The organism is Maritalea mobilis (assembly GCF_019800885.1).
GTDB classification, from domain to species: domain Bacteria; phylum Pseudomonadota; class Alphaproteobacteria; order Rhodobacterales; family Rhodobacteraceae; genus Roseibacterium; species Roseibacterium beibuensis.
Genome location: NZ_JAHVKE010000002.1, coordinates 695,976 through 712,151 on the forward strand (window position 1 = coordinate 695,976; position 16,176 = coordinate 712,151).

Consider the following 16,176-nt stretch of genomic DNA (forward strand, 5'->3'; position numbering starts at 1 on the left):
CCTCACCGACCGTGGCTTCGGTCGTAGCCGTTCACGGGCGGCGGGGTGTGGCCCGGTGTGGCGGCACAGTCGAATACCTCGACCAGCAAAGGATGGCATGGCGCGGTGTCGCTGGAATGCTCGGCCCCGCAATCGCCGCCCGGGCAGGCGGACAGCGCACCCAGCAGGTCGATCTCGGCCAGGAAATCGATGTGGTCGCCGGGGCGCACGGGGCTGGCCTTCATGAAATACTGCCCGGTGTCACGGGTAAATCCGGTGCACATGAAGACGTTCAGCACGTCATGGACATGCCCCTCGGCCTTGGCTAGCGGCAGGCCGGTTTCATCAGTCAGCGCGCGGGTCAGGTTGGAATGGCAGCAGTGGTGATACTGCCCGCCAGACAGAAGGTTGTGCGTGTAGGGATCGCATCGCGTGCCGATCACGTCATGGACCGAGCCGCCGAATTCGTCGATGCCGTACCACTCCAGCGTATCGGCGACGATGGTGGCCATGGGGCGCAGGGCCGGAAAGCTCGACCACAGCCGATCGCCGGTCGTCACGTGGGTCCCGTGCAGCGCGCGGGTTTTCCCCGAATAGAACCGTTCCGACAGATCGGCAGCGTTCCACAGGTTCAGGTCGCCTACTTGCGGCCCCTCGACCGAGGTGATGCGAAACACCTGCCCGGCCGCAACGCGGAAACAACGCGCCTCGCGAGGGGGCACCAGAACCTCGGCCCGTTTCACCAGCCCTTCGCGGGCGGCGGCCATGACCGTTGGGTCGGGCGCGGGCAGCGTGTCGACCGGGTAGCAGATCACCGGCGCGATCGCGCGGCGGGCATCGGCATCAGCCGGGGGGCTGGGCGGGGTCTGGGGCATCCTGTGCGGGCTCCTGCGTCTTGCCGAACGAGGGTTTGCGCGGCGCAGCCGTGGCAGGGCCGGAGCAATCCTCGTTTCTCGTCGCATACATGGTCAGGGCCAGCGCGAGGAAGGCAAGGGTCAATCAGGCCGCGGCAGGCAGGGGCAGGTCGATATACTCGTTGTCTTCCAGCTCGGGCTGCTTTTCGGGGGTGTAATAGGCCCAAGCCTCGTCGAGGGCCGCAAGGGCTTCGGCGGCGGCGATTTGTGCGGGCGTGTCCTGGTGCTCGGTCATGGTGCCTCTCCGGCGTGATCAATGACCCTCCCTCACCGCGCAAAGTATGCCTCGGTGGACCGTTGCACATCCGACAGTTCGGCAATACCGCCATGCGCGGAGCGGGAGCCTGACGCTAGGTAAGGCTCTGGTGCCCCGCTTAAAAAAACGCCCCACCGGTTGGGCGGGGCGATTCGGGATGTCATGCGGATGACGCGATCAGAGCTGCCGCTCGACCATCATCTTCTTGATCTCTGCGATGGCCTTGGCCGGGTTCAGACCCTTGGGGCAGGTCTTGGCGCAGTTCATGATCGTGTGGCAACGGTAGAGCTTGAACGGATCTTCCAGGTCGTCCAGACGCTCGCCCGTCGCCTCGTCGCGGCTGTCGATGATCCAGCGATAGGCATGCAGCAGCGCGGCGGGCCCGAGGTAGCGGTCGCCGTTCCACCAGTAGCTGGGGCAGGAGGTCGAGCAGGACGCGCACATCACGCATTCATAAAGACCATCGAGTTTCTTGCGATCCTCGATCGACTGGCGCCACTCGTGTTCGGGGCGCTGCGTCTTGGTCTCCAGCCACGGCATGATGCTGGCATGCTGGGCGTAGAAATGTGTCAGGTCCGGTATCAGGTCCTTGACCACGGGCATGTGGGGCAGGGGGTAGATCTTCACGTCGCCCTTGATCTCGTCCATGCCGTAGATGCAGGCCAGCGTGTTGATCCCGTCGATATTCATCGCGCAGGACCCGCAGATGCCCTCGCGGCAGGAGCGGCGGAAGGTGAGCGTCGGGTCGATCTCGTTCTTGATCTTGATCAGCGCGTCCAGAACCATCGGCCCGCACGTGTCCATGTCGACCCAGTAGGTATCAACGCGCGGATTTTCCCCGTCATCGGGGTTCCAGCGATACACTTGGAACTTGCGCAGGTTCGTGGCGCCCTCGGGCTTGGGCCATGTCTTGCCGGTCTTGATCCGGGAATTCTTGGGCAGGGCCAGTTCAACCATAATGCTTTCTCCGGTCTCGGTCCGTCGGGCGCGTCAGTAGACGCGCGCCTTGGGCTTGATCTTGTCGAGGTCGATGCCGCCCTCGTTGTGGCCGATCAGCGGGTTCAGGTGCACCGGGCGGTAATCCAGCTCGACCTTCTCGCCATCGACGACGGCCAGCGTGTGCTTGCGCCAATTGTCGTCGTCGCGGTCCGGGTAATCCTCGTGCGCGTGGGCGCCGCGGCTTTCCTTGCGCGCCTCGGCCGAGACGATGGTCGCCATCGCGTTCGGCATGAGGTTGGTCAGCTCCAGCGTTTCCATCAGGTCCGAGTTCCAGATCAGCGACTTGTCGGTCACGTGCAGGTCGTCGAGCTTGGCCGCGACGCCCTTCATCTTCTCGACCCCTTCGGCCAGCGTCTTGTCGGTGCGGAAGACGGCGGCGTCGGCCTGCATTGTCTTCTGCATCTCAAGGCGCAACTCGGCGGTCGGCGTGTTGCCGTTCGCGTGGCGGATGTCGTCGAAGCGCGACAGCGCGTAGTCGAGCGAGGCGCGCGGCACGTCCGGCGTCGCCTCGGACGGGTCCACCACCTCGGCCGCGCGAATGCCGGCGGCCCGCCCGAACACCACGAGGTCGATCAGGCTGTTGGAGCCGAGGCGGTTCGCCCCGTGCACCGAGGCACAGCCAGCTTCGCCCACGGCCATCAGGCCCGGCACGATTGCATCGGGGTTGTCCTTGGTCGGGTTCAGCACCTCACCCCAGTAGTTCGTGGGGATGCCGCCCATGTTGTAATGCACCGTCGGCAGAACCGGGATCGGTTCTTTCGTGACATCGACGCCGGCAAAGATGCGCGCCGATTCCGAGATGCCCGGCAGGCGCAGGGCCAGCGTTTCGGGCGGCAGGTGGTTCAGGTGCAGGTGGATGTGGTCCTTGCCTTCGCCCACACCGCGGCCTTCGCGGATCTCCATCGTCATGCAGCGGCTGACCACATCGCGCGACGCGAGGTCCTTGTAGGTCGGAGCGTAGCGTTCCATGAACCGCTCGCCCTCGGAATTGGTCAGGTAGCCGCCTTCGCCGCGCGCACCCTCGGTGATCAGGCAGCCCGCGCCGTAAATGCCGGTCGGGTGGAACTGCACGAACTCCATGTCCTGAAGCGGCAGGCCCTGGCGCGCGACCATGCCGCCGCCGTCGCCGGTGCAGGTATGCGCCGAGGTGGCCGAGAAATAGGCGCGGCCATAGCCACCCGTGGCCAGCACGACCATTTTGGAGCGGAACACATGCAGCGTGCCGTCATCCAGTTTCCACGCGACGACGCCGACGCAGCGGCCATCCTCGGTCATCAGCAGGTCGGTGGCGAAATACTCGATGTAGAATTCCGCGTTGTTCTTCAGCGACTGGCCATAGAGCGTGTGCAAGATGGCGTGGCCGGTGCGGTCGGCGGCGGCGCAGGTGCGCTGCACCGGGGGGCCTTCGCCGAACTCGGTCGTGTGACCGCCAAAGGGGCGCTGGTAGATCTTGCCCTCTTCGGTGCGGCTGAAGGGAACGCCGTAATGTTCCAGCTCGTAGACAGCCTTGGGCGCTTCGCGGGCGAGGTATTCCATCGCGTCCGTGTCGCCCAGCCAGTCCGACCCTTTCACGGTGTCGTACATGTGCCAGTGCCAGTGATCCGGCCCCATGTTGCCCAAGCTTGCGGCGATGCCGCCCTGCGCGGCCACCGTGTGGCTGCGGGTCGGGAACACCTTGGTCACACAGGCGGTCTTGAGGCCCTGTTCGGCCATGCCGAGCGTGGCGCGCAGGCCAGAGCCGCCCGCGCCGACGACCACGACGTCATAGTCGTGCTCGGTGATGTCGTAGCTTGCTGTGGAAGCCATATCTTTCATCGCGAAAGGTCTCCTGTGTCAGAGCGCGATTTGCGCCAGCGCGACGATGCCCGCGGCCGCAAGGCCGTAGCTGACGATCGTCATGGCGATGATCCAGATCTTGCGGGACAGCCCGCCGACGTAATCCTCGATCAGCGTCGTCACGCCGAGGCGGAAATGATGCATGCCGACCACGAGGAAGGCGGCCACGATCAGCGCGGGCAAGGGACGCCCGAGGCTGGCCACCACCTCGTCGTGCGAGGCGCCCAGAAGCGGGCCCACGATGGCGAGGAAGAAGGGCAACAGAACCAGCAGCGCCACCGAGGTGACGGTCATGGTCCAGAAGTGATGCGTCCCGGTATGAGCGGAGCCAAGGCCTTCGACGCGCTTGCGGTCGGTCATGTATTGCATGGCGTGGTCCCCCTCAGACGGCGATCAGCGTGATGATGGTCAGCAGGACCGAACCGATCAGCATGGCCCAACCCATCTTGTCGGCGGTCTCGACCTCCAAGCCGCGGCCCGTGTCCCAGATCAGGTGCCGGATGCCGCCAAGCGCGTGATACCAGAGGCCCAGCACCGACAGCGACATGACGACGTCACCAAGGAAAGAAGTGATGAGCCCGTCCACCGTGTCAAAATAGGCGGCGCCACTTGCGGCCGCGATCAGCCACCAGACGATCAGGAAGGCCGAGACCAGCATCGCGTTGCCGGTGATGCGGTTCAGGATCGAGGTGATGGAGTTGAGCTGCGGGCGATACACCTGCAGATGCGGCGACAGCGGGCGGTTGCCGCGATTCACGTCGGCCATGGCGGACACCCCTTTCGGTTTTGCTTTGGTCGGGTCGTTTGGCCTTTATCCATAGCGGGTTTTGCCGAACTGTCACGCTGAATGGCGGGAATTTGAGGTCAAATTCTGGGTCTAAACGCCGCAATTTTCGATTTGTGATCACGAAATTTCAGCGTGTGATCACGAAAAAGCCCGCCACGGCGATCATGCTGCGGCGGGCCCGTTTGCGAAAGACTCAGCTCAGGCGGCGTTGCCGCGCAGGCTGAAGAACAGGCCGGTTGCTAGGAGCAGAACCTGGAACTCCATGCCGCCCGCCGGGTGCGTTTCCGAGGGCAGGGCACTCCACTGGCCCCAATGCACGAGGTAGACCGCGCCGATCATGATGACGATGACCGACAGGCCGCCGAGACGGGTCAGCACGTCACCGAGTTTCGACGACATCAGGCCGCCGGCCAGAAGGGCGACGCCGCCCACGACTTCCAGAACCGCCACGAGGGTCCAGAGCGCCAGGGGCAGGCCCATGAACTCAGCCCCGGCTGCGAGCGACGGGAACTTGTCGATGCCGTGATAGATGAAGGTAGCCGCGACCGAGGCGCGAAGCAGCCAATGGGCGGCGGGAGTGGTGGGAAGCGACAGGGCGGTCGAGCCGCTGTTATTGGTGGTGATGCTGGACATGCGCGTTTCTCCGATTGGTTCGCGTTGACGCAACGGGAGATGACGTGCGCAGAACCCGAGCGCAACGCGCAGGTTCTGTGCATAAATTCGGAGTCGAGCGCTGGTCGGAAAACTCGAGTTTTCCGTGCGGTTTTCTGCAGAAAACCGATCCCGCCTCAAACGGGCATCAATGCCCAGTAATCGAGATCGAGCAGGACATGGGGCAGGTACTTGCCGTCTTCGCCCTTCAGCTGCCCGGCCATGCCGCCCTCTTTCACGGCCACCAGCCGCAGGCGGATCGCGCCCACACCCGGCGCGGGCGTCTCGGCGATGTCCAGCACCTCGGACCAGGCGCGCACGGTGTCGCCCGCGAAACAGGGGTTGGTGTGGCTGCCGCCGTTGATCGCGACGATACATTGCGCATTGGCCAGCCCGTTGAAGGACAGCGCGCGGGCCATCGACATCACGTGCCCGCCATAGATCAGGCGCTTGCGATCCTCGCGCGGGGTGGCGTCGAAATGGGTTTTCGACGTGTTCTGCCAAAGGCGCGTGGCCATCATGTGCTCGGCTTCCTCGATGGTCACGCCATCGACATGGTCGATGACCTCGCCCACCCGGTAGTCGGACAAGCGGTGCGCTTCACCGGCCTGCACGAAATCATAGGCCGAGAAATCGATCCCGCCGGGCAGGACCAGTTTTTCCGGTGCGACGGCCGGGGCCAGATCGGGCACCACGGTCTCGGGCGCGGGCGCGTCGAGGTCGCGCTTCTTCACCATCACCCAGCGGGCAAACTCCATCACCGCCAGACCATGCTGGTTGCGCCCCGTGGTGCGCACATAGACCACCCCGGTCTTGCCCGAACTGTTCTGCTTCAGCCCGATCACCTCCGAGGAGGACCGGATCGTGTCGCCGACATAGACAGGGCGCAGCCAGCGCGCCTCGGCATAGCCGAGGTTCGCCACGGCGTTCAGCGACACGTCGGGCACCGATTTGCCGAACACGATGTGAAAGGCCGCCAGATCATCCAGCGGGCTTTCCGGCAAACCGCAGGCGCGCGCGAACTCGTCCGAGGAATAGAGCGCGTGCCGCGCCGGGTAGAGCGCGTGATACAGGGCCCGCTCGCCGCCGGAGACCGTGCGCGGCACCGCATGCTCGATCACGTCGCCAACCGTGTAATCCTCGAAGAAACGGCCGGGGTTGGTCTTGGCCTGCGGGCCTGCATCCTTGGGCATGAGTTCACTGCGCTCCCAGTTTCATGTCGGGGGAATAGGGGGTGTCCACCTCCTTGGTGACGGCCTGCCCGCAGCGCATCACGCCACGGGCCGCGTCAAAGGCGTATTGCGGGTCGCCATGAAGCTCCCACCCCTTCGAGATTGCCTCCGACACCTTGTGGCAGAAGGCCGACGTGTCATCCTCGGTCAGGAAGCGATAGAGTTTCATGCGCCACTCATCGGCAGGGGATAGTAGCCAAGCCAGGTGTGGACCACGGCGATCACGCCGAACAGGACCACGGCCACGACCAGCGCGATCAGGTCGTTCCTGGCGCTGGCATTGGCGGGCCGCTCCCAGGTCGGTTCGGCCTTGTTGATCAGGATCACCGACAGCACGGCCCAGGCCAGCATCGCGCCGAAAAGGATAATCGAGGCGAGATCCCCGTTCACCAAAAGGTGCGCGATGGCCCAGCTTTTGACGCCGGTCAGTTGCTTGTGACGCACGCGCGCCGACATCTTCCCCGGAATGGCAGACAGTGCGAAGAACCACAGCCCGATCAGCACCAGCAGGTTGTTGATGTGGATCATGAAGCTGGGCGGCGACCAGACCGTGACAAGCGCCGCCGAGCGATAGCCGATCACCATCAGTACGATCGAGGCCAACAGAACCAGGGCCATGACCCCTTTGCCCGCGTTCTCGCCCATTGCCGCCCGCTTGGCCGGGGCAAGGCGTTTGAACAGGTGCCCGCCGATCCAGAGCGCGATGCCGAGAATGAGTAGTAGGTAGCCCATGTGAACCTCTCCGATGCTGCCGAACGACATGTCCCGCGGACCTGACATGGCAGGCCGCCGCAAGCAAGATGTCAGGCGGCCTCGGCAGCCTCCAATTCGGCAATCGCACGGGCCTTGGCGAGCGTGGCGCGGGCCGTGTCGACATGCAGGTTCTCGACGATCTTGCCATCGACCACGGCCACGGCCTGACCCTCGGCCACGGCGTCTTCGTAAGCGGCGATCTGGCGGCGGGCGAGGTCGATCTCGTCGTCGGAGGGGGCAAAGACCTCGTTCGCGATGCCGACCTGCGCGGGGTGGATCACCGTCTTGCCGTCAAACCCGAAATCGCGACCCTCTTCACATTCGGCGCGCAGGCCCTCTTCGTCGCGGAACGCGTTATAGACGCCATCGACGCAGACGATGCCATGGGCGCGCGCCGCCAGCAGGCAGGTCTGAAGCGAGGTCAGCATCGCGCTGCGCGTCCGGCTGCCCAATTCCTTGGCAAGATCGTTCGTGCCCAGGATGAACCCCGCCATGCGCGGGGCCTCGGCGATATGCATCGCGTTCAGGATGCCCATCGGGGTTTCCATCATCGCCCAGATCGTCGTGTTCGCGGTCTCGGGGTAGGCATCCAGCCGGTCGGCCAGTTTCTCGATATCGGTGGCCTTGTTCACCTTGGGCACGAGAATCGCCTGCGGCCCGATCGCGGCAATCGCGTCGAGGTCGTCATTTCCCCATTCCGTATCGAACCCGTTGATGCGGACAAGCTGGGCGCGGGGACCATAGCCGCCAGCCGCCAGCGTCTCGGCCAAGAGCTTGCGGGCATTCGGCTTTTCCTCGGCCGCAACAGCATCTTCGAGGTCGAAGATGATCGCGTCCACGGCCATGGTCTTGGCCTTTTCCAGCGCCCGGGGCTTGGACCCGGGAATATAGAGAACCGACCGGTACGGGTGTGCGCGATGTCCCATGAGACCCTCCGCATATCATTGTATGCCAACCTTTGGCGCGTCAGGAACCATGCTGCCGCCGCGAAATCAAGTTAAAAATGCCGCGCTGCAGAAGAAATATTGTTGCGCGGCCATTTCGCAGCCCTCAGGTCAGCCCGTCCAACAACAGCTTGGCCCCGGTGGCCGTCAACCCGACATAGGTGACAAGGAAAAAGGCCCGTTCGGGAATCAGGCGGTGCGCCTTGACCCCGATCCATGTGCCGACCAGCGCGAAGGGCACCATCGCGGCGCTGACCCCGAGGGTCGAGAGGGTGAACAGCCCGATCGCCGTGTAGATGCCCGCCTTGATGGCATTGACGACCCAGAACACGATCACCGTCGTGGCCTGGTATTGCGTCTTCCCGATGCCTTCCTGCGACAACATGAAAACGGCCAGGGGTGGCCCGCCTGCATGACTGATGAACGAGGTGAACCCGACGGCCAGACCGGACACCAACCCGGCCTTCGCGTTGAAAGGTTGGGGTTTCGGCGAAACCCAGCCCCGTGCCCGGGCCAGTTGGAACAGCGGGAAGGCCACGGCCACCAGCCCGATCAGCACCCGGATCACATCCGCCGACACCACCGAAAACAGCGCCGCGCCGATCGCCATTCCCGGCAGCGAGCCGAGGATGACGACCTTGGCCGAGGGCGTGTGCCACTTGCGCCAATAAGGTCCGAGCGTGGCCAGATCGATCACCATCAGCACCGGCAGCATCAGCGCCAGCGCCGTGGCCGGGTCGATCACGATGGCGAGAATCGCGGAACTGGCAAAGCCGAGCCCCGCGCCGAAGCCGCCCTTGGACACCCCGGCCAAGAGCGCCCCGAGCGCCGCGATGACAAACACCCAAATTTCGGGCATCGGTTTCCTTTCCTGCGGAATTTCAGGCGCTTGATGCCGGATTTTCCTGTCCCCCGGGACGGCTTGATGCGCCGCCGCGCTGCAGCAGGCTTGCACGAGGCGGGGCGGGCGGCTACCCCTCGCGCCGATATCAACGAGGGACTTGGAGAACAATCTCATGGCCAGACCCAAGATTGCGCTGATCGGCGCAGGCCAGATCGGTGGCACGCTTGCCCACCTCGCCGCGCTGAAGGAATTGGGCGACGTCGTCCTCTTCGACATTGCCGAGGGCACGCCCCAGGGCAAGGCACTCGACATCGCCGAATCCGGCCCGTCCGAGAAATTCGACGCCAAGCTGAAGGGCACGAACGACTATGCCGACATCGCGGGCGCCGATGTCTGCATCGTGACCGCCGGTGTGCCGCGCAAGCCGGGGATGAGCCGCGACGACCTGCTGGGCATCAACCTCAAGGTCATGAAGGCCGTGGGCGAGGGCATCCGCGACAATGCTCCCGACGCCTTCGTCATCTGCATCACCAACCCGCTCGACGCGATGGTCTGGGCGCTGCAACAATTCTCGGGCCTGCCGCCGGAGAAAGTCTGCGGCATGGCCGGTGTGCTGGACAGCGCACGCTTCCGCCACTTCCTGGCCGAGGAATTCGACGTCTCGATGAAGGACGTCACGGCCTTCGTTCTGGGCGGTCATGGCGACACGATGGTGCCGTCGGTCCGCTACTCGACCGTCGCCGGCATCCCGCTGCCCGACCTGGTCGAAATGGGCTGGACCACGCAGGACAAGCTGGACGCCATCGTTCAGCGCACCCGTGACGGCGGCGCCGAGATCGTCGGCCTGCTGAAAACCGGCTCGGCCTTCTACGCGCCCGCCACCTCCGCCATCGAAATGGCCGAAGCCTACCTCAAGGACCAGAAACGCGTCCTGCCCTGCGCCGCCTATTGCGACGGCCAGTTCGGGCTCAAGGGCTTCTACGTGGGCGTTCCCACCGTGATCGGCGCCGGCGGCATCGAGCGGATCGTCGAGATCCAGCTGACCAAGGACGAACAGGCCATGTTCGACAACTCGGTCAACGCCGTGAAAGGCCTGGTCGACGCCTGCAAGGGCATCGACGAAACCCTCGCCTGACCCGGCGAGCTGCGGAGTTTTCGAAGGGCGGCCGTTTTGGCCGCCCTTTTTGTTGGCTCAGGTCGCAGGCACGTTGCGCTGATGCACGTAGCGCCCGCCGATATGTCGCCAGACGCCATAGGGCTGGTTGATCCCGCGATAGTTCTGAACCCAAAGGTCCGGAAACCCCTCGGACAATTGCGCGGTGTCGAGCCACGCCGCCACGACGGTCGTCTGGTAGGCGGGCCGAAACGCGCCGCCCGGCTCGGCGGTGAAGATAAATGTGCCCACCCCCGTGATGCCGTAGCTGTATGTGCTGACCCCGTGCTCGACCACCAGGATGCGTCGCCCATCCGGCAAGGCCGCCACGCTGGCCGACACATCCGTTTCGGGCTCCTGCGCCAAAACCGTCGCCATTAATTGCGCGGCAAGCGCCGTCGCCTGCGGGTCGCGCAACTGCGGGTCCACGCGCACGAAGCGCGCAGCATCTGTGCCGGGGGTCGCCGTCGGGGCATTCAACGGGGCCGCGCCGCAAGTCGCCATGGCGCGATCCACCGCCGCGGGGCGGTTGCCCAGCACATAGGGCAGGGGGTTCGAGTCGGGCTGATACAGCGCGACCGTCGCACTCTGCGCGCTGCGCAAGGCCCGTAACAACGCGCCATGGCGGGCCGGGTCATAGGGGATCGCCGCATGCTGATATCCGACGAGGTTCAACGGCGTCATATCGAGGCGGTAGGTCTGCCCGCCATCGACGCGGATGAACACCGGCAGCAGCGGTTCAAATCCGAATCCGCCGCCATAGGCCATCAACCCGATCTCGAACGGGCCGCCATCGCGGCAGGTCAGCATGAGGCAGGCCGCATTCTCGCCACCGCTCCAGCAGGCGCCTTGCCCGGCTCCGAACCGATCGGGGTCGAAGATCGGTCCCCATCCATCAGTTTGCGCCGAGCTCGGCGCAGGCATCAGCATCGTCAGAGTGAAAAAACCGACGGCCCAAAAAGCCGATACCAAAGCACGAATACGCATCCTGAAAATCCTTGTCCGCGGACGTCATCAATGGTCGGAAATCTGCCGCCCAACCCGCGCCTTGGGCAAGGGTTTTGTCGCGTGGTGCGGTTGACTTCCCCCACGCGCGCGCCCTTCATCGAGGCGATCCCACGACAAAGGTGACCCATGCCCCGCGATTTCGACGCCGAACTGGAAGAGCGCCTGCTGCGCTACACCGCCATCGACAGCCAGAGCGACGAAAACTCGCCCAGCCAGCCCTCGACCGCGATCCAGCTCGACATGCAGAACTTGCTGGTCAGGGAGCTACAGGAGATCGGCGCGCAGGACGTGACGCTGACCGACTACGGCGCGGTTCTGGCGACGATCCCGGGCACCGTTCCCGGCCCGACCGTCGGCTTTCTCGCCCATGTCGACACCGCGCCGCAATTCAACGCCACGGGCGTGAAGCCGCGCGTCATTCGCGGCTACAACGGCGGCGCGATCACCTACCCGGACGCGCCCGAGTTGCAGCTGACGCCCGAGGACAACCCCTATCTCGCCGAGAAACAGGGCCATGACATCGTCACCGCTTCGGGCACGACCCTTCTGGGCGCGGATGACAAGGCGGGGGTCGCGATCATCATGACCGCCGCGCGGCAGATGCTGGCCGACCCGGACATGAAACGCGGTCCCGTCCGCATCGCCTTCACCCCCGACGAGGAGATCGGGCGCGGCGTGGACGAGCGCTTGCCCAAGGATCTCGGCGCCGATTTCGCCTATACCTTCGACGGGCAGCGCGTGGGCGAGATCGAATATGAGACCTTCTCGGCCGATGGCGGCTATGTCGAGATCGAGGGCGTCTCGATCCACCCCGGTCTTGCTACTGGCAAGCTGGTGAATGCCCTGCATCTGGCCGCCAAGATCATCGACATGCTGCCGCAAGCCACCATGACGCCCGAGACCACCGGCGACCGCGAAGGCTTCTGGATGGTCACCGATCTGAACGGCAGCGCGGCGCATGCCAGCCTGCGCTTCATCCTGCGCGACTTCGAACGCGAGGGGCTGGCCGCCAAGGGCGAGATGCTGAAACAGGTCTGCGCCGCCGTGCAGGCGACCGAGCCGCGCGCCAGGATCACCTGCGAGATCCGAAAGCAGTATCGCAACATGCGCTACTGGCTGGAGGAGGACATGACCCCCGTCGATCTGGCCCGCGACGCGGTGAAAGACCTCGGGCTGGAGCCGGTCAGCGTTCCGATCCGGGGTGGCACGGACGGCTCGCGCCTGACCGAAATGGGTGTGCCGTGCCCCAACCTCTTCACCGGCATGCAGAATATCCACGGACCGCTGGAATGGATCTCGGTGCAGGACATGGCGCTGGCGACCCGGCTCTGCCTGACGTTGACGCAGCGCGCCGCGCAAACCGAGTCGTCCAAGAACGCCTGAGTCGCCTCAGTATGCCGCCGCATACCGATGGCGCCGCTAACGTGTGATCACACTTTTTCAAGCTGTGATCACAAATGTCGCTTTTTCGCGGTTGAAACGGCTTTGCGCCTGTTTTCTCCTGTATTGCGCGTTCCGGTTGTGCTTAAGCCTTGGGCGACTAGCACCAGTGACGGGACAGTTTCATGAACATTCATGAATACCAAGCGAAGGCCCTGCTTCGCGACTACGGCGCCCCGGTTTCCGAAGGTCACATCGTGACCCGGGCCGAAGAGGCTAAGACCATCGCAGGCGAACTCGACGGCCCCATTTGGGTGGTCAAGGCGCAGATCCACGCAGGCGGCCGCGGCAAGGGCCACTTCGTCGAGGAAAGCGCCGGCGAAAAGGGCGGTGTCCGCCTCGCCAAGTCGGTCGAAGAGGCCGCCGAGGAAGCCAAGAAGATGCTGGGCCGCACCCTGGTCACGCACCAGACGGGCCCCGCCGGCAAGCAGGTCAACCGCGTCTATATCGAAGATGGCTCCGACATCTCGCGCGAGCTTTACCTCGCCTTCCTCGTCGACCGTCAGACCAGCCGCATCTCGATCGTCGCCTCCACCGAAGGCGGCATGGACATCGAGGAAGTCGCGGCCTCGACCCCTGAAAAGATCCTGAACTTCTCGATCGACCCGGTCACGGGCTTCATGCCCTACCACGGCCGCCGCGTCGCCTTCGCCCTCGGGCTGGAAGGGCTCCAGGTCAAGCAATGCGTGTCGCTCCTCGGTTGCCTCTACAAGGCCTTCACCGAGAAGGACATGGAGATGCTCGAGATCAACCCGCTGATCGTCACCACCGATGGCAACCTCAAGCTGCTCGACGCCAAGCTGGGCTTCGACGGCAACGCGCTCTACCGCCAGCCCGACGTGGCCGACCTGCGCGACGAGACCGAGGAAGACGCCAAGGAACTCGAAGCGTCCAAGTATGACCTCAACTACATCGCGCTGGATGGTGAGATCGGCTGCATGGTGAACGGCGCGGGCCTGGCCATGGCGACGATGGACATCATCAAGCTCTACGGGTCCGAGCCGGCCAACTTCCTCGACGTGGGCGGCAGCGCCACCAAGGAAAAGGTCACCGAGGCGTTCAAGATCATCACCTCGGACCAGAACGTGAAGGGCATCCTCGTCAACATCTTCGGCGGGATCATGCGCTGCGACATCATCGCCGAGGGCGTCATCGCCGCCGTGCAGGAAGTGGGCCTTCAGGTTCCGCTGGTGGTGCGCCTGGAAGGCACCAATGTCGAGAAGGGCAAGGAGATCATCGCATCCTCCGGCCTGAACGTGATTGCGGCCGACGACCTGTCGGACGCCGCCGAGAAGATCGTGAAAGCGGTGAAGGGGTAAGAAAATGGCAGTCCTCGTCGACGAAAACACCAAGGTGATCTGCCAGGGCTTCACCGGCTCTCAGGGCACCTTCCACTCCGAACAGGCCATCGCCTACGGCACCAAGATGGTCGGTGGCGTGACCCCGGGCAAAGGGGGCATGACCCACCTGGACCTGCCCGTCTTCAACTCGGTGCACGAAGCCAAGCACGCGACCGAGGCCAACGCCACGGTCATCTACGTGCCGCCGCCGTTCGCCGCCGACTCCATCCTCGAGGCGATCGACGCCGAGATGGAGCTGATCTGCTGCATCACCGAGGGCATTCCGGTCCTCGACATGATGAAGGTCAAGCGCGCGCTGGAAAGCTCGTCCTCGGTCTTGATCGGCCCGAACTGCCCCGGTGTCATCACGCCTGACGCCTGCAAGATCGGCATCATGCCTGGCCACATCCACAAGCGCGGCAAGGTCGGCGTCGTCTCCCGCTCGGGGACGCTGACCTACGAGGCGGTCAAGCAGACCACCGATGTGGGCCTTGGCCAGTCGACTTGCGTCGGTATCGGCGGCGACCCGATCAAGGGCACCGAGCATATCGACGTGCTGGAATGGTTCCTCGCCGATGACGAGACCGAGGCGATCATCATGATCGGCGAGATCGGCGGCTCGGCCGAAGAGGAAGCCGCGCAATTCCTCGCCGACGAGAAGAAAAAGGGCCGCTGGAAGCCGACCGCAGGCTTCATCGCGGGCCGCACCGCCCCTCCGGGCCGTCGCATGGGCCATGCCGGCGCCATCGTCGCCGGCGGCAAGGGCGGCGCCGAGGACAAGATCGAGGCGATGAAATCCGCCGGGATCGTGGTTGCCGAAAGCCCCGCCTCTCTGGGCGAGGCGGTGGTTCAGGCCATCGGCTGATCCGGTCCGGGCCGGTCTGCCGGGCCAGAGGAGGGCTCGGCAGATCCGAAAGACAAGAAGGAGGACGCGTGTGACCTTCAAGGAGTCGATCCGCACTTGCATTGCCAAGGCGACGACCTTTGACGGCCGCGCGCGTCGCTCCGAATTCTGGTGGTTCTACCTCTTCGTGACGCTGGGTGCCCTCGTGGCCTACGTGATCGACTTCTTGCTGTTCTGGCCGCCCGTCGACCTGGTGGGCGCGCGCCTGGCCGGGGCCTTCGCCGACCCGCTGTCGATCCATGCCCAGCTTCTGCCGGTCACCAGCTTCTGGTTCTTCCTGACGATCCTGCCGCTTGTCGCCGTGGGCGTGCGCCGCCTGCATGACCGCACCAAGCCCGGCGGGTCGTTCATGGGCCTCGACGCCCTGATGATCCTTCCGGGCACGGCCGGGTCGAGAGGGCCCAACAGCTACGGAGAGGAGCCGCAGCCATGAGCGACGACCGGAAGCGAACCCTGGCGGCGATCTGGCGCACAGCGCACGGGCTGGGCGCCCTGGCGCTGGTGGCCTTGGCCGTCGCGATCTTCATGGCCTTGCCGGTGCGCGCCCAGGGCACGACGGTCGGCAGCCTCGAACCCTGCCTCGACACGCATTTCGATCCGGCCCGCTACGTCGCCGACCTTCAGGCGATGGGCTGGCAGCCGGTGCCCGAGGCCACGCGGGGCCCGGCGCTCGACCGTCTGAGCGACGCGTTCCTGGCCCTGCTGGTGGTCGAGTTCGACCCCGCCGCCGCCGAAACTGCCGGCCTGCGCCAGGCGCAACGCGTCGATTGGGCCGCGCGCACCGACGGGCGCAACGTCTTGCAGCGCGAAGGACAAACGCTTTTCATCGGGGGCGATCTTGCGCCCGATGGCCGTCAGCGCGTCCTGTGCTGGATGGCTACCGGCCCCGACGACGCCCTGATGTCTGAGCTGTGGGCCATCTGGACCGAGACGGGCCACACCGATCAGGCGGGCGTGGTGACCCGCGCCGCCATTCCCGAAACGCCGACCCCGACGCCCGGCGCGACCTTCGCCTTCTACGCCGTCTCGACCCCGCAGGACGCGATGACCCCGCCGCTGGCCGCGTCCCAGGGCCTGCTGACCCAACTCATCATTTCGCCCCAGGCTACAACCGATTGACCCTTGAATTCCGCGCC

19 protein-coding genes are annotated in these 16,176 nt (G+C 65.0%); 6 read left to right on the forward strand and 13 right to left on the reverse strand.

What is annotated here, in order from left to right:
- Nucleotides 1–2: 2 nt before the first annotated feature.
- The 12 genes from KUV65_RS12285 to KUV65_RS12340 all read right to left on the reverse strand — a co-directional run bounded on the left by KUV65_RS12285 (nt 3) and on the right by KUV65_RS12340 (nt 9,210).
- Nucleotides 3–854: an urea carboxylase-associated family protein gene (locus KUV65_RS12285; protein WP_222190977.1), complete on the reverse strand. Its 852-nt coding sequence runs from the start codon at nt 852–854 to the stop codon at nt 3–5.
- 124 nt (nt 855–978) lie between these two features.
- A complete protein-coding gene (locus KUV65_RS12290) occupies nt 979–1,128 on the reverse strand; it encodes a hypothetical protein (RefSeq protein WP_222190978.1) in 150 nt (49 codons plus the stop codon).
- A 198-nt stretch (nt 1,129–1,326) separates the two neighbouring features.
- The gene (locus KUV65_RS12295) at nt 1,327–2,106 is read right to left on the reverse strand and encodes a succinate dehydrogenase iron-sulfur subunit (protein ID WP_222190979.1); all 780 of its coding nucleotides are present in this window, start codon (nt 2,104–2,106) and stop codon (nt 1,327–1,329) included.
- A 33-nt stretch (nt 2,107–2,139) separates the two neighbouring features.
- The gene (gene sdhA, locus KUV65_RS12300) at nt 2,140–3,963 is read right to left on the reverse strand and encodes a succinate dehydrogenase flavoprotein subunit (RefSeq protein WP_374107073.1); all 1,824 of its coding nucleotides are present in this window, start codon (nt 3,961–3,963) and stop codon (nt 2,140–2,142) included.
- 18 nt (nt 3,964–3,981) lie between these two features.
- The gene (sdhD, locus tag KUV65_RS12305) at nt 3,982–4,353 is read right to left on the reverse strand and encodes a succinate dehydrogenase, hydrophobic membrane anchor protein (protein ID WP_222190980.1); all 372 of its coding nucleotides are present in this window, start codon (nt 4,351–4,353) and stop codon (nt 3,982–3,984) included.
- A gap of 13 nt (nt 4,354–4,366) precedes the next feature.
- Complete coding sequence (sdhC, locus tag KUV65_RS12310; protein WP_222190981.1) at nt 4,367–4,750, reverse strand: succinate dehydrogenase, cytochrome b556 subunit; 384 nt, start codon at nt 4,748–4,750, stop codon at nt 4,367–4,369.
- Between the two features lie 219 nt (nt 4,751–4,969).
- The gene (locus KUV65_RS12315; protein ID WP_222190982.1) at nt 4,970–5,404 is read right to left on the reverse strand and encodes a DoxX family protein; all 435 of its coding nucleotides are present in this window, start codon (nt 5,402–5,404) and stop codon (nt 4,970–4,972) included.
- A 155-nt stretch (nt 5,405–5,559) separates the two neighbouring features.
- On the reverse strand, nt 5,560–6,615 hold the full coding sequence (locus KUV65_RS12320; protein WP_222190983.1) for a MaoC family dehydratase: 1,056 nt from the start codon (nt 6,613–6,615) through the stop codon (nt 5,560–5,562).
- Nucleotides 6,616–6,619: 4 nt separating this feature from the next.
- A complete protein-coding gene (locus KUV65_RS12325; RefSeq protein ID WP_222190984.1) occupies nt 6,620–6,823 on the reverse strand; it encodes a DUF1737 domain-containing protein in 204 nt (67 codons plus the stop codon).
- Nucleotides 6,820–7,416, reverse strand: a complete 597-nt coding sequence (locus KUV65_RS12330; RefSeq protein WP_222190985.1) for an NnrU family protein — start codon at nt 7,414–7,416, stop codon at nt 6,820–6,822. Before KUV65_RS12330 ends, KUV65_RS12325 begins: the two co-directional genes overlap by 4 nt.
- A gap of 41 nt (nt 7,417–7,457) precedes the next feature.
- Entirely contained in the window at nt 7,458–8,333 is an 876-nt protein-coding gene (locus tag KUV65_RS12335; protein WP_222190986.1) for an HpcH/HpaI aldolase/citrate lyase family protein, read from the reverse strand.
- 124 nt (nt 8,334–8,457) lie between these two features.
- On the reverse strand, nt 8,458–9,210 hold the full coding sequence (locus KUV65_RS12340) for a sulfite exporter TauE/SafE family protein (protein ID WP_222190987.1): 753 nt from the start codon (nt 9,208–9,210) through the stop codon (nt 8,458–8,460).
- Nucleotides 9,211–9,367: 157 nt separating this feature from the next.
- On the opposite strand from KUV65_RS12340, the gene mdh reads away from it, so the two are divergent.
- Entirely contained in the window at nt 9,368–10,330 is a 963-nt protein-coding gene (gene mdh, locus KUV65_RS12345) for a malate dehydrogenase (protein ID WP_222190988.1), read from the forward strand.
- Between the two features lie 57 nt (nt 10,331–10,387).
- On the opposite strand, the gene KUV65_RS12350 is transcribed toward mdh, so the two are convergent.
- Nucleotides 10,388–11,272, reverse strand: a complete 885-nt coding sequence (locus tag KUV65_RS12350; RefSeq protein ID WP_222190989.1) for a hypothetical protein — start codon at nt 11,270–11,272, stop codon at nt 10,388–10,390.
- A gap of 210 nt (nt 11,273–11,482) precedes the next feature.
- Between KUV65_RS12350 and pepT the strand changes: the two genes are divergently transcribed.
- From pepT to KUV65_RS12375, 5 genes are all read left to right on the forward strand, one after another.
- A complete protein-coding gene (gene pepT / locus KUV65_RS12355; protein ID WP_222190990.1) occupies nt 11,483–12,739 on the forward strand; it encodes a peptidase T in 1,257 nt (418 codons plus the stop codon).
- 182 nt (nt 12,740–12,921) lie between these two features.
- Nucleotides 12,922–14,115 (forward strand): ADP-forming succinate--CoA ligase subunit beta, encoded by a 1,194-nt coding sequence (gene sucC / locus KUV65_RS12360; RefSeq protein WP_222190991.1) that lies wholly within the window; start codon nt 12,922–12,924, stop codon nt 14,113–14,115.
- A gap of 4 nt (nt 14,116–14,119) precedes the next feature.
- On the forward strand, nt 14,120–15,001 hold the full coding sequence (sucD, locus tag KUV65_RS12365) for a succinate--CoA ligase subunit alpha (protein WP_222190992.1): 882 nt from the start codon (nt 14,120–14,122) through the stop codon (nt 14,999–15,001).
- 70 nt (nt 15,002–15,071) lie between these two features.
- Nucleotides 15,072–15,473, forward strand: a complete 402-nt coding sequence (locus KUV65_RS12370; RefSeq protein WP_222190993.1) for a DUF805 domain-containing protein — start codon at nt 15,072–15,074, stop codon at nt 15,471–15,473.
- Nucleotides 15,470–16,159 carry a hypothetical protein gene (locus KUV65_RS12375; RefSeq protein WP_222190994.1) on the forward strand — a complete coding sequence of 230 codons (690 nt, stop codon included), beginning with the start codon at nt 15,470–15,472 and terminating at the stop codon, nt 16,157–16,159. Before KUV65_RS12370 ends, KUV65_RS12375 begins: the two co-directional genes overlap by 4 nt.
- Nucleotides 16,160–16,176: the final 17 nt, after the last annotated feature.